Source organism: Streptomyces sp. P9-2B-2 (assembly GCF_030406865.1).
Classification (GTDB): domain Bacteria; phylum Actinomycetota; class Actinomycetes; order Streptomycetales; family Streptomycetaceae; genus Streptomyces; species Streptomyces platensis.
The window spans coordinates 5,026,741-5,040,102 of sequence record NZ_CP129126.1; the positions used below are offsets into that span (position 1 = coordinate 5,026,741).

Below are 13,362 nucleotides of genomic sequence, written 5' to 3' on the forward strand. Positions count from 1 at the left end.
CGCCACCACAGTCCGGGGGTATCGGTAGTCGTCTGGCGTGCCCGCTGACCAGCGGAAATGGACCAGGATGGACGTCCCCGGACCAAGATCGGACAACTCGTAATGCGTAGGTCTCGGGTTCGAATCCCGAAGGCGGCTCAGTAAAAAGGCCAGGTCACACAGCCCGTGACCTGGCCTTTTGCGTTGCTCGGGGCATGACGTGTCGCGCGGCAGCGGTGCCGCGAGATGGCTTGCGTGAGCGATGCGTGAGCGGAGCGTCCGGCGATCTCCCTTTGGGGCTTTCTCCGCTTGATCTTCCTCTTCCCTCTGGCCTGGGCTTCCGCTGCGTTCTTCGTTGTCTTGGCGGCCTTGATGGCCTTCTCAGCCTCGGTCTTCCGTTGGAGTGGGACCAGCCAGCGGTCTCCACCTTGCCAGGGCGCCAGGATCCGGTCTTCTTGGGTGGAGGCCAGGCCGTCTCCACGCGCTCGGCGTCCTGCCGCTTGCAGTGTCGACCTCAACCGTCTTTTACATATACCGGTAGTTCGGCAGCTTCCGGCTTGAGGAACCGTCTGCCGGGGTGGGAGCGTCTTTCGTCGGAGATCTTCAGCTTGCGTATGGGGGGCGTGTTTCGCGTGGGTGTTGTGCTGCCGGGCTGGGCGGACGAGCTGCTCGATCTGATCGGTGTCTCGTGGCCGAACGTGGACGAGGACGACTACCGCGAAATGGCGAATGCTATGCGGGAGTTCGCCGACGACATCGACGAGGGGGCGAACGAGGCCCACACCGCGATTCAGGGTCTGGTGGGTTCGGCGGGCGGCTCCCTTGCGGTGGAGGCGCTAAACGCGCACTGGAGCAAAATCAACGGTACGCACCTCAAGGGCCTTGCCGAATGCGGGCGTATGGCAGGTACCGCCATGGACGGCGTCGCCATCCTCATCGAGGGCGCGAAGATCGCTGCGCTCGTCCAACTCGGCATCCTCGCGGCAGAAGTGATCGCCGCGCAAGCAGCCGCCCCCTTCACCCTGGGCCTATCCGAAGTCGGTGCGCTCGGCGCCACCCAGGCGACCAGAATGATCGTCAAACGCCTCTTCAAAGAGGTGTGCCAGCAGGTCGCCGAGCAGGTCATCAGCATCGCGCTGACCCCCGTCGAGGAGGCCCTCGGTGCGATGGTCGGCGACTTGGTCGTCCAGCTCGGCGCCAATGCCCTCGGAGTCCAGGACGGAGTGGATCTGGGGCACGCAGCGAAGGCCGGCAACGAGGGCTTCAGCCAGGGCGTGCAGGATGCCAAGGGCGCCACCAAGTCAGCCGCCAGTGGCCAGATGGAACTCCTCAGCGCCGCTGGTAGCCGCGGAGGCGGCGGAGGTCTCGGTGGAGGCGGCAGCAGCTCCGGCGGCGGTGGCGGGTTCAGCTTCGACAAGGACGAACACGACCGCGTCGTCACCAGTCTGGAGAGCGCAGGCGGCACGTTCCGCAACAAGGCCGGAGGCAAGATCGGCCGGGCCAAGAGCCACCACGGTCGCACCCGCGGCAAGGACTTCATTGCCGATGCGGCGAACACGATGCTCGACAAGGTCATCGAGGGCATCGAGGACGGCGTCAAGAAGACCGCCAAGCACCTCGACGACAACATGACCCGTGGCATCAAGCAGATGGCCAAGAACCATGACGAGAACGACAAGCACCTGGCTGACCACTTCAAGGGCCTCGGCAAGGACGGCAAGAAGGACCCGAAAGCACCGAACGGCAGCGGCGCCAAGGGGCCAGGCTCGAAGGGCGCCAGCGGCTCCAAGGGGCCGGCCCGTCAAGCAACCGACAGCGATCCTCATGGCAACAGCCGCACCCAGGACAGTGTCTGTTCCAACGGCACCGACCCCATCGACCTGGCGACTGGGAAGATGTACCTGCCGCAGACTGACGTAGAGCTGCCCGGTGCGCTCCCACTGGTGTTTCGCCGACGCGTCGAATCCGGATACCGCGCTGGCAAATGGTTCGGGCCGTCATGGACGAGTACGGCCGACCAGCGTCTGGAAATCGACTCGCAGGGCCTCATCTTCGTCCACGAGGACGGCCTGCTGCTGGCCTACCCCCACCCACAAGACAGTACCCCGGTGCTGCCCTCTGAGGGGCCGCGCTGGCCCTTGGAGCGCACGGATGATGGGGGCTACGTCGTCAGCGATCCGGCCAGCGGTATCACCTGGTGCTTCAGCGACTACAGCGAGTCCGTGGCCCTGCTGGATGAGATCTCCGACCGTAACGGGAACTTCATCGTCTTCGGATATGACGCTGACGGCGTCCCTACAGACGTCCAGCACGGCGCCGGTTATCACCTGAAGATTGCAACGGAAGGAGGCCGGATAACTGGCCTGTACCTTGCGAGAGCCTCCCCAGACGAGGGTGACCAGCTTCTTACCAGCTACAGCTACACGAATGGCACCCTCACCTCGGTCGCCAATTCATCCGGGTTGCCGTTGCAGTTCAGCTACGACCATCTCAACCGAGTCGAATCCTGGACCGATACCAACAACAGCAGCTACCACTACAGGTACGATGACCAGGACCGATGTGTCGCAGAGAGCGGCGAAGCCGGGCACATGAGCCTGTCTATCGACTACGGCGAGCCCGATGAGGCCACAGGGCTGAGGGTCACCACAACGACCAGCGGATCTGGCCACATTCAGCAATTCCATATCAACCGGGTGAACCAGGTGGTCGCAGAGGTCGACGCTACTGGTGGTGTCACACGCAGCGAACGTGACCGCTATAACCACTTGCTGAGCACGACCGACCCACTTGGGCGGACCACTAGCTTTACGTACGATGAGGCAGGAAACACCGCTTCGGCGACGCGCCCCGATGGTCGCACAGCCACTGTGGCGTACAACGAGCTCAATCTGCCGGTTCAGATTGTGGGTCCCGATGGCGGTACATGGCGTTACAGCTACGATGAACGTGGCAACCGCACCTCCGCTACCGATCCCAGCGGGGCACGCACCCAGTACACCTATGACAGTCGTGGAAACCTTTCCGCAGTCACCGACGCGCTGGGAAACGTCACCCGAATAGAAAGCAATCGCGCTGGGCTGCCGGTCGCCGAAACAAATCCGCAAGGTGCGATCACCCGGTACGAGCGCGATTCCTTCGGCCGTATCACGGCTTTTATTGATCCTCTCGGGGCCACCACTCAACTGGTGTGGACCGTGGAAGGCAAGCTCTCGGCCCGCATCAAACCGGACGGCGCACGCGAGTCATGGGCCTACGACGGTGAAGGCAACTGCACATCACACGTTGATGCCATCGGCGGTGTTACGCGGTACACGTATACACACTTCGACAAGCTGGCAACCAAAACCGGCCCTGACGGAGCGCGGACCACGTACTCATACGACGCCGAACTCCAGCTGGTCAAGGTAACCAATCCTCAGGGCTTGGAGTGGTCATACACCTATGACCCGGCAGGTCGGCTGATATCTGAGACCGACTTCGACGGCAGCACTATTACCTACTCTTATGATGCTGCCGGAAAATTGACCAGCCGTACCAATTCACTCGGACAAACCATCACCTATGGCCACGACGTGCTGGGTCAGGTCATCGAAAAGGTGCTCGATGGTGCGCGGACCACCTTCGCGTACAACCTGGCCGGAGACCTGGTACACGCGGGCTCAGCCGACGCCACGATGTCACTGGAGCGCGACGTGATGGGGCGCGTCATATCCGAGACCACCAACGGCCGCACTCTCTCGCACACCTACGACATCCTGGGACGTCGTACTTCCCGGCGTACCCCCATGGGAGCAGAGTCGCACTGGCGATATGACGCCGTGGGTAATCCCGTCCAGCTGACCGCCTCCGGCCGTGATGTCACCTTCCGGCACGATGCGGCTGGTCATGAGATCAGCCGTCGCCTCGGCGATGATCTCTCCTTCAATTCCTCTTGGGGCCCCGCCGGTCGCCTCATAAGCCAAACGGTGACAACCGCATCCCTGACACTCCAGCAGCGTCAGTACACCTACAGGCCCGATGGCCATCTGACCGCGCTTGAGGACAGTCTGAGCGGTACACGTCGCTTCGACGTCGATGAAATGGGCCGCGTCACTGGGGTGCACGCCCACAACTGGACAGAGTCCTACGCTTACGACGAGGCAGGAAACCAGACCAGCGCCGACTGGCCGGCCAAACACCCCGGTGCGGAGGCTCGCGGCTCGCGCACCGTCGCTGGCACCAGGGTCGGCCGAGCTGGCAATGTCCGCTACGAGCACGATGCGCAAGGACGCATCACTCTCAGGCAGAAGACTCGTCTGTCCCGCCGTCCCGAGACCTGGCGTTACGAGTGGGACGGCGAAGACCGCCTCATCGCAGTTACCACACCTGACGGCACGCGATGGCGCTATATTCACGACCCCCTCGGCAGACGCATCGCCAAGCGCCGCTTGACAGCCGTGGGGGAAACGGCTGAGGAGACCGCTTTCACCTGGGACGGCGCCAACCTCGCCGAGCAGACCACCTCCTCGCCGACGCACAAGTACCCCGTCACGCTCAGCTGGGACCACGACGGGCTACGCCCCCTAACGCAGACCGAACGCATCACGGCACCCAATGGCTCCCAAGAGGACATCGACCAGCGATTCTTCGCGATTGTCACCGACCTGGTCGGCACACCGACCGAACTGGTCGATCTCCGAGGTGAAACCGCCTGGCGAACCCGCAGCACATTGTGGGGAACCACGACGTGGACGAGCAGCAGCACTGCCTACACGCCGCTGCGATTCCCCGGACAGTACTTCGATGCCGAAACCGGGCTCCACTACAACTTTCACCGCTACTACGACCCAGAGACAGCTCGTTACATCACAACGGATCCGTTGGGTCTCAAGCCTGCACCCAACCCCGCCACCTACGTCGCCAACCCGCACACATGGGCCGACCCTCTGGGGCTGGCGCCCGAAGAGGGGTGCCCTGATCGGCTCAAAACCGGCGAGATGTATATCTACCGTGCTGTCATGCCAGGAGAGTTGGGAGACATCATGGGGCCGGCCAACCGTCGTTACCGCAACGGCCCCGGCCAAGAAGTCAAGTACTTCTCTGAAACTCCGGAAGGAGCGGCAGCCTACGCACGAGGCGCCTACCGCGATTTCGGGGCGCATGATGGCTATCAGCCGTATACGCTGACCCGGGCGGTGATCCGTCGCGACGTCATTCCGCCGGAAAATTACCTGCATCACCTGGCAGATGAGGGCGTGGATAGCCCGTTTATCCTTAACTCCGACCAACTCAGGCATGCGGGGCGCGTGAGGATCATGCCGTCCCTGCCGCATCGGTGACTCGAATGAATATGAACATCATCATTGCCTCGGATAATGATTCGACGCTCGCGCTCTGGGAAGCGCACCTTTCTCCGCTTGCGGAGGTTTCATTCACCAAGGAGCGAGCTGTACATATCGCGGCTGACGCCGTTGCCATCGCTGGGATCTACGCATTTGAGCGGTACGGTGGTCGTCCGAACACGACCGCAGCGCAGGTCGTCACCAACACAACGGGCGACGGACTTCCTGGCGTCGTTATTATTCCGCCAAGCCTGCCCGTGATCCTCAATTCAGAGAAAAGGCCGGTTGTTCATCCTGACTATACGGAAGTGAGTCCGGCTTATTACGCAATTTCACACACGCTCAAGGTGATTGACGCTCTCAACGCGGAAGGCGAGCAGGTGGTTCGAAGAGTAATCTTTTCTCTTCCGCTGCTAGGTATGAACAACCCCCGGGATGCGTCCACACCTTCCTCGGTGAGGCAAGCCATCGAGGAGCACCTCACGGAAACAGACACATAAAGAGAGTTGCCTGCGGTCTGCGATTATGACTGGCTGATCCGGAAGGCGCTGGTGAGGGAGGGGCAGTAGCGCCGAGCCCCGATTGTCTCCGTTCGGCAATCGCGTGTCCTGATCGGTGCTGCCAGTTGTCCGGCCAGGTCACATATCCCGTGGCCTGGCCTTTTGCGTTGCTCAGGGCATGACGCGTCACACGGCCGTGGTGCTGTGAGATGGCTTGCGTGAGCGGGGGTGCTCAGAGACCTACTTCTTGGGCTTCCGGAGCTCGGCCTTCTTGTCGGCCTTGGGCTGGGCTTTCGCCTTGGTCCTCGGCTTGCCGCCCTTGCCCTTGCCGGCGTTCTTCGCCGCGGCCTTCTTGGCCTTCTCCTTCTTCGCGGCCTTGCGGGCCGCCTTCTGCGCCTCGGCCTTGCGCTGAAGCGGAACCAGCTTCGCCGTCGCCTCGGCGGCGCTCTTGCCGACCTGGGGCAGGACGCTCTGGTAGATGTCTCGCGTGATGCGGGTGTCACTGTGTCCGAGCGTGTCCGACACGATCTTGATGTCGATGTCGGCGGTCAGCATGAGGGTGGCCGCGCCATGACGCAGATCGTGCAGCCGGATCGGCGGAAGGCCGGAGGCGGCGACGAGGCGCTCGAAGAGGTCGGTCACCTTGCCCGGGTGGAGCCAGGAGCCGTCTTCCTGAGTGAAGACATGGCCGGTCTCGACCCAGGCCGAGCCCCACTCCGCGCGGTCCGCTTCCTGCCGCTCGCGGTGCCGCTTGAGGACGTTGACGGTGTCGTCGTCGAGTGCGACCACGCGATAGCCGCTGTCCGTCTTGGGATCGGACGCCTCGATCTCCCATCCGTCCTGCACGAGTTGGGAGGAGACGGTGAGGGAGTGGGTGTCGAGGTTCGTCTCAGACCACGGCTGCCCGCACGCCTCACCACGGCGCAGGCCACGGAACGCGATCAGGTGCCACATCGCGTACAGCCGGTCCTCGGCGACGAAGTCGAGGAAGGCGCCGGTCTGCTGAGGCGTCCAGACCATCCCCGGCGACGGTTTCTCGCCCGTCTGCTCCCACTTGGCAACCCGCTCGTCCGTCCACACGAGCGCCTTCGGCTTGCGTACGGGATCGATCTCGACGTGGGCGGCCGGGTTGAACGTGATGATCTGCTGCCCGATCGCGTCGTTCAGGGCCGCGCGGAGAGTGGCCTTGACGTGCTGACGCGTGGCGGGGCCGGTGATGCGACGGAAGCGCGGCATCTCGTCGATCGCGGCCTTCATCGCTTTGCGGCGGGCACGGTTCTCCACGCCCTTCCACGGTACGGTCGCCAGCTCCTCGATCGCGGCTCGGCGCTGGGCGTTGTCCTCCAAAACCTGGGCGTTGGCGTCGCGGATGTCCGTGAACATCTCGCTGAGGTGGCTGACGCGCAGCCGGTCCAGCCGCCGGTTACCGATGCGCGGCTTCAAGTGCACGCGAATGTCGGTCTCGTAGCGGTTGAGGCCGGACTTGCGTATGCGCTTACCGGCCAGCCACCGGTCGAGCCACTCACTCACTGTCAGGCTGCCGATGAGGTCCTGGCCGGCGTTCAGGCGCCGCCTCGTCTCCTCGACGTCAGGCAGAGGCGACCGCTCGCGGCTGACCTCCGCCAGCATCTCGGCGATGAGTTCTGTGCCCTCGGGGTCGTCCGATTCGGCTAGGGCCTGTTGTGAAAGTGGCGTCGTCAGTCGCCGTTGAAGACGAGGTATCGGTGAGCCCTGCGCTCGACTTGAGCAGTCAGAGCGAGGATTTCGTGCACCGCCTCGGCTTCCTCGGCGGCTGAGCCGTCCGTCAAGGCCCGGAGTTCCGGAATGAGGACCCTGAGCTGCAACCGGTTGAACACGGTGTCGTCGTAGGGATCGACGCATCCGAGCAGGGGCAGGTTCTGGCTCGCCGCCCGTCCGCACAGGGCAGCGATGGCAGGATGCGCGCACGTGGCTTCGACCGTGCCTGCGAATGTCCGAACCTGAACGCTGATCCCCATGAGGGCACGTTAGTGCTCGACCGTTGGTGCCGCCGAAGCGTTTACGGACGTCAGAGCCACTCGTTGATGGCTGCGATCAGCACGGTCGCTTCGTAGCGCACGGCGAGTTTGTCGTATCGAGTCGCCACGGCTCGGTGGCGCTTGAGGCGGTTGATCCCGCACTCGACTGCATGCCGCTTGCGGTAGTCGGTCTTGTCGAACTTGGGCGGCCGGCCACCCTTGAAGCCGAGGTTCTGCCGGTTGCGGACCCGGTCCGCCGGAACCGGGATCGTGGCCTTGATCCCGCGTCGCCGCAGGTAGGAGCGGTTCTTTCGGGAGTCGTACGCCTAATAGGCGCCGTGGGTTGGCTGTTAGGCCAGTCCTGGCAGGGGCCGGGTGAGACGTCTGGTCTGTACGCAGCGCCTGGGAGCGCTTCGACAAGAGGGACGCATACGCGGCCCCTGCCGTGTCGAATTCGGTCGGCATACCGTGCCGTGGTTCGAGCCGTTCCCAGGGCCACCTCCCGAACAGCCGGAGCCGTGGAGCTCTTCACGAGAGCGAGGACCCTGGGCTCAGCTGGGGCCACGGACGGCTGATGGGGTGGTGCGCCGGCGAGCGCTTCTATTAGGTCGCTGTGTGGTCCCGCCTCGGCTCGACGCCGAGGGACAGCGAAGGCTCGAAGGGAGCACGTGATGCACGTGACCTGCGGAATTGACTGGGCGGAGGACCACCACGACGTGGCTGTGGTCGACTCCGACGCCCGACTGCTCGGCAAGCTCAGGATCAGCGACGACGCGGCGGGCTTCCAGGACCTGCTGCGACTGCTCGCCGAGCACGGCGACAGCCCGGACGATCCGGTCCCGATCGCGATCGAGACCTCCCGCGGACTCCTGGTGGCCTGCCTGCGGGCCTCCGGCCGCCGGGTCTATGCCATCAATCCGATGGCTGTCGCCCGCTACCGCGACCGCCATGTCGTCTCCCGCAAGAAGTCCGACCACCAGGACGCACTTGTCCTGGCGAACATCCTGCGGACCGACGCCGGGCAGCACCGACCGCTGCCGGACGACTCCGACCTGGCCAGGGCGATTGCCGTCCTCGCCAGAGCCCAGCAGGATGCGGTCTGGGACCGCACGCGAGCCCACAACCGGCTCCGGTCGCACCTGCGTGAGTACTACCCCACGATTCTTGAGGCGTTCGCAGACAAGCGGGAGCGGCTGCTGGCGCGTGAGGCCCGCGCGATCCTGGCGATCGCGCCCACTCCGGCCGAGGCCGCCCGCCTCACCCGCAGCCGGCTGAGGGCTGCCGTCACGCGCGCCGGCCGCCAGCGCCGGATCGACGCCGAGACCGATCGGCTCCTTGAGGTGTTGCGCCGGCCCTCGCTTCGCCAACCGGCCTTGGTGGAGACGGCGATGGGGCGCCAGACACTTGCACTGCTCGCCCAGCTCGACGCCGCCTGCCGGGCATGCGACGACCTGGCCCGCGACACTGAGGAGCTCTTTCTTCAGCATCCCGACGCGGAGATCATCACGAGCTTCCCGGGTCTTGCCGCGCTCACCGGCGCTCGGATACTCGCCGAGATCGGTGACGACCGCACCAGGTTCGACACGGCCCGGGACCTGAAGGCCTACGCCGGAAGCGCCCCGGTGACCCGTGAATCCGGCAAGAGCCGCCGTGTCAGCCATCGCCGGATCAAGAACAGCCGCCTGGCCGAGACCGGCCGGCACTGGGCGTTCGCCGCGCTCACCGCCTCACCCGGAGCCCATGCTCACTACAACCGCCGACGAGACACCGGCGATCGCTACCATGCCGCCCTCCGCCGCCTGTTCAATCGCATGCTCGGCCAGCTCCACCACTGCTTGACGACCCGCCAGAAGTTCGACGAAGCGATCGCCTTCGCCCCGCCGGCACTGCCCCCGTTCGCAGCAGCTGCTTGACCCGATAGCTGCATGGGGTGTCTTGTCCGCGCGGACTCGGTCTGGGCGCTTGCGTGGGCGCCCGAGTCCACTCCGGGGAACTCGGATCGCTTCCAGGACCGGCTCGAACTGCGGGGAATCACCCCGCTGCCCGGCCGTGATCACGACGGACAGGGGCTTCTGCCCCTGCTCGACCGCGAGGTGGATCTTGGTGGTCAGGCCGCCCCGGGAGCGTCCGAGCCCATGGTCGGCCGGCTCGATGGCGATCCCGCCGGACGGCTCTTTCTGGAGATCCCCCTTTTCGCCGCCCCGGCAGCGTGCTGGTGGGCCCGGCAGACGGTCGAGTCGACACTCACGTCCCAGGTGATCAGACCCTTCGCGTCGGCCTGGGCTTGGAGTTGTGTGACGATCCGGGCCCAGGTGCCGTCGCGCTGCCACCGCCGGAACAGGTCATAGACCCGATCCCACGGCCCGTACCGTTCCGGCACATCCCGCCATGGGGCACCAGTCCGGGTCCGCCACCGTATGCCGTCTATCAGCTGCCGCCGGGTCCACGACGGCGGACGGCCCGGCTTGACGCCCTGCGGCAGCAACGGCTCCAGCCGGGCCCATTGGCCATTCGTCAGATCACCACGTCCCACGACGCGTGATCATTCACGACCAAGATCCACTTTCGCAACAGACCCTAGCCCGAGGAGAGCGCGGACGTGGTCGAGGTCGGCCTGGGCCGACTTGAGGCTGCCGTACCCGCCACGGGCGAACGAGCGTCGACTGCCGTCCTCACGGGGCGAGAGCTCCTGGCGTATGGAGTAGGTGCAGTGGTTCCTGCTGTTGCGCTTGGGGCAGGAGCTGCCGAGTTCCTTGCCGGTCTTGGGGTCCCGGCAGGAGCAGCGGCGGTAGGTGGAGCCCTTCAAAGATCATTCTCCTCGGTGGTGTCAGGGTCGGTTCCGGGTGAGTCGATTGCGGCGGCAAGGTCGGGCCACAGGAAGGGAGGCGTGACGCCCTCTTCCCGGATGAAGGCGCGGATCCTGCGCAGGCGGCTTTCGGCGTCGTCAGCTGCCTCGGCGGCACGGGCCTGAGCGCGGAGGGCCTCGGCCTTCCGGTCGGCGTTCGGGGCGGTCTCGGCGTGGTAGCGCGCGTACTCCTCATCGCGTCGTGCGCTCTGCAGTTGCTCCTCGGCAGCGTGGTGGGCGCGGAAGTAGCGGAGCATGTCGTCGTCCGCGCCGAGTTCGGTGTCCTCCCCGGTGAACCAGTGCAGGGCAACCAGGGGGGAGGTGGGGTGCTGAAGCGGGAGCCGCTGCACGTCGTCGACGTAGCCGACGGGATAGATGAGGCAGATGGGCGGGGTGTTCAGCGCCTTGGCCAGGACCATGACGTCGACCAGGGGCAGGTTGGAACGGCGCCCGGACTCCATGTTGGCGATCACGTTGCGGGGGATCGGGTGGCCGAGCTCCTCGCACTTGTCGGCCAAGTCCTGCGCGCTCCATCCCAGTTCCTTCCGTCGTCTGCGGACCTCGTCGGCCACGGTGGCCATGACCTGGTCCACCCACTCAAGGACGTCGTCCTCGTCGTCGGCCTTCTCGTATCCATGGTCGCTACGGCGTTGTGTCATGTAGACGCATTAGCTCGCCTAGCGTTGATTTCGTGACCTGGAGACGGGCGCGATGGTCGCGTTCGCCGAGGGCTCAGTAGTGGAGGGAGCGCGCATGCGCGAGAACGAAGCTGGCGGGCGAGCGAAGGGGATGAGCCGCGAGGAGCTTCTGGAGCTTCCAGTCGCCGTTGACCTGGAGACAGGCAACCGGGCGTTGGGGCTGGGGCGGAGCAAGGGGTACGAGCTCGCCAAGCGTGATCAGTACCCGTGCAAGGTGCTGCGACTCGGCAACGCCTACCGGGTGGTGACGGCGGACCTGTTGGCCCTGCTGGGACTGGCAGCGTGAAGCAGCTGGTGCGTAGCAGGTACTTCTGCGCTGAGCTGACACAGAAACGCTGGACTGTGGCGTGGCGTGGACGTACTGTCCGTGGTCGCTCGCGGTACCGAGGCGCCCGCGAGAAGGGGGAGAGCCTCCGGCGGTGCAACGCCGGAGGCCCCAAGGCTCCCCAGTAATCCCATGAGAACCGACCCGGCGGCAGGGGCGTGCAAGCCCGACACCGCCAGACGAGGAGCCGCCCAGTGCAACCCGAGAACCCCGAGTCCTATTCCGCCCCCGCCCGAGCGGCCTGGCCCGCAACGGCCATCCCCGGCCAGCCCGGCGCCCACCTGCGTCCCCCGCAGACCGACAGTGCTGCGGCGGACCAGAGCGACGGTACTGCCGACAGCAGCGCCAACGAGGCGGACGTGGTGAGCGGGCTGGAGGCCATACCCGATGCGGAGCCGACGTCTGGCTCGAAGCTACTGGATGAACTGCGCTCCCAGGTAGCCCAGTTCGTGATCCCGCCCTCGTCGGAGGCGCTGGACGCGATCACTCTGTGGGTGGCGGCGACGCATCTCCAGCCCGCGTGGCAGCACGCCCCGCGTCTGGCGGTGGTGGGACCGGCGAAACGCTGCGGCAAGTCGCGGCTGCTGGACGTGCTGACCGAGACGGTCCACGAGCCGATGCTGACCATCAACACCACACCGGCGGCTATCTTCCGCTCGATCAGCGAGGAGGAGCCGCCGACGCTGCTGGTGGACGAGGCCGACACCATCTTCGGCCCCAAGGTCGCGGAGAAGAACGAGGAGACGCGTGGCCTGCTCAACGCCGGTCATCAGCGCGGCCGGTACGTCACCCGGGTCGTCGGCAACGACCACACCCCGCACAAGTTCGCCACCTTCGCCATGGCGGCCATCGCGGGAATCGGGGATCTGCCGGACACGGTCATGGACCGGTCGGTGGTGATCCGCATGCGGCGCCGGGCCGAGGGCGAGAAGGTCCGGCCCTTCCGCTCCCGCCGCGACATCCCCGCCCTGCACGAGATACGCGACCGCATCCACGCGTGGGCCAGGCCGCTGCTGGAGGAGGCCGCGAACCTGGAGCCGGTCATGCCGGTCGAAGACCGCGCCGCTGACACATGGGAGCCCTTGGTGATCGTCGCCGATCTGGCAGGCGGTTGCTGGCCCCGGCTGGCGCGGGTCGCCTGCGTGCGGATGGTCACTACCGAAGTGGCGGCCGAGGAGGACCACCCCAGTGGTGCACGAATCCTCGCCGACATCCGCCGGGTCTTCTTCGCCCAGCGTGAGGTGGACAGCCTGTCCACAGGGGACCTCCTCCACCACCTGCGCCAAGACCCCGAAGCCCCGTGGGCGGAGCGGGGACGTGACGGCCTAACGGCCCGAGAGCTCAGCAGGATGCTGCGCGACTTCGACATTCGGCCCGGCAACGTGCGCATGGCCGACGGAAGGCAGCTCAAGGGCTACATGCGTAACAAGTTCCTCGACGCGTGGCGGCGCTACTGCCCCACCGTGCACCCGGTCGACGCCGGCTCCGCGCCCAGCTCGGGCTGAGCCCCGCCCCTCCGGTTGCCGTCCTTGCCGTCCCTGCCGTGATCCCGCAGGTCAAACGGCATGTCGGTAAGACGGCAGCCGGGCTCAAGACGGCAACGCGATCACCAACGGCGCGCTGACCGCCAGGACGTCTCCCATCTCCGTCTTGTGCCGTCCTAAGCGTCCCCGCCGTATCGCCGCAGGTCACAG

General features: G+C 65.6%; 7 protein-coding genes and 4 pseudogenes. 5 read left to right on the forward strand and 6 right to left on the reverse strand.

What is annotated here, in order from left to right:
• Window positions 1–611: 611 nt before the first annotated feature.
• Complete coding sequence (locus QT196_RS22060) at window positions 612–5,300, forward strand: RHS repeat-associated core domain-containing protein (protein WP_290355499.1); 4,689 nt, start codon at window positions 612–614, stop codon at window positions 5,298–5,300.
• Between the two features lie 11 nt (window positions 5,301–5,311).
• Complete coding sequence (locus QT196_RS22065; RefSeq protein WP_290355500.1) at window positions 5,312–5,803, forward strand: hypothetical protein; 492 nt, start codon at window positions 5,312–5,314, stop codon at window positions 5,801–5,803.
• A gap of 240 nt (window positions 5,804–6,043) precedes the next feature.
• Here the strand turns inward: QT196_RS22065 and QT196_RS22070 are convergent.
• From QT196_RS22070 to QT196_RS22075, 3 genes and pseudogenes are all read right to left on the reverse strand, one after another.
• Window positions 6,044–7,567 (reverse strand): annotated as a pseudogene (locus QT196_RS22070) (tyrosine-type recombinase/integrase); the annotation flags it as partial.
• Window positions 7,501–7,800 carry a hypothetical protein gene (locus QT196_RS39395; RefSeq protein WP_266734613.1) on the reverse strand — a complete coding sequence of 100 codons (300 nt, stop codon included), beginning with the start codon at window positions 7,798–7,800 and terminating at the stop codon, window positions 7,501–7,503. The pseudogene QT196_RS22070 and the gene QT196_RS39395, both read right to left, overlap by 67 nt.
• A 50-nt stretch (window positions 7,801–7,850) precedes the next feature.
• Window positions 7,851–8,126: pseudogene (locus tag QT196_RS22075) on the reverse strand (transposase); the annotation flags it as partial.
• Between the two features lie 345 nt (window positions 8,127–8,471).
• Between QT196_RS22075 and QT196_RS22080 the strand changes: the two are divergent.
• A complete protein-coding gene (locus QT196_RS22080; RefSeq protein ID WP_290355501.1) occupies window positions 8,472–9,713 on the forward strand; it encodes an IS110 family transposase in 1,242 nt (413 codons plus the stop codon).
• A gap of 21 nt (window positions 9,714–9,734) precedes the next feature.
• Here QT196_RS22080 and QT196_RS22085 read toward each other — a convergent pair.
• The 3 genes and pseudogenes from QT196_RS22085 to QT196_RS22095 all read right to left on the reverse strand — a co-directional run.
• Window positions 9,735–10,333, reverse strand: a pseudogene (locus tag QT196_RS22085) (IS5 family transposase); the annotation flags it as partial.
• Window positions 10,334–10,378: 45 nt separating this feature from the next.
• Window positions 10,379–10,606: pseudogene (locus tag QT196_RS22090) on the reverse strand (site-specific integrase); the annotation flags it as partial.
• On the reverse strand, window positions 10,603–11,304 hold the full coding sequence (locus tag QT196_RS22095) for a helix-turn-helix transcriptional regulator (protein WP_290355502.1): 702 nt from the start codon (window positions 11,302–11,304) through the stop codon (window positions 10,603–10,605). The gene QT196_RS22095 and the pseudogene QT196_RS22090, both read right to left, overlap by 4 nt.
• 94 nt (window positions 11,305–11,398) lie before the next feature.
• Here QT196_RS22095 and QT196_RS22100 point away from each other — a divergent pair, with 94 nt between their 5' ends.
• Together QT196_RS22100 and QT196_RS22105 are read left to right on the forward strand one after the other, a co-directional pair.
• Window positions 11,399–11,629: a hypothetical protein gene (locus tag QT196_RS22100; RefSeq protein WP_290355503.1), complete on the forward strand. Its 231-nt coding sequence runs from the start codon at window positions 11,399–11,401 to the stop codon at window positions 11,627–11,629.
• Between the two features lie 233 nt (window positions 11,630–11,862).
• Window positions 11,863–13,173 carry a DUF3631 domain-containing protein gene (locus QT196_RS22105; protein ID WP_290355504.1) on the forward strand — a complete coding sequence of 437 codons (1,311 nt, stop codon included), beginning with the start codon at window positions 11,863–11,865 and terminating at the stop codon, window positions 13,171–13,173.
• Window positions 13,174–13,362: the final 189 nt, after the last annotated feature.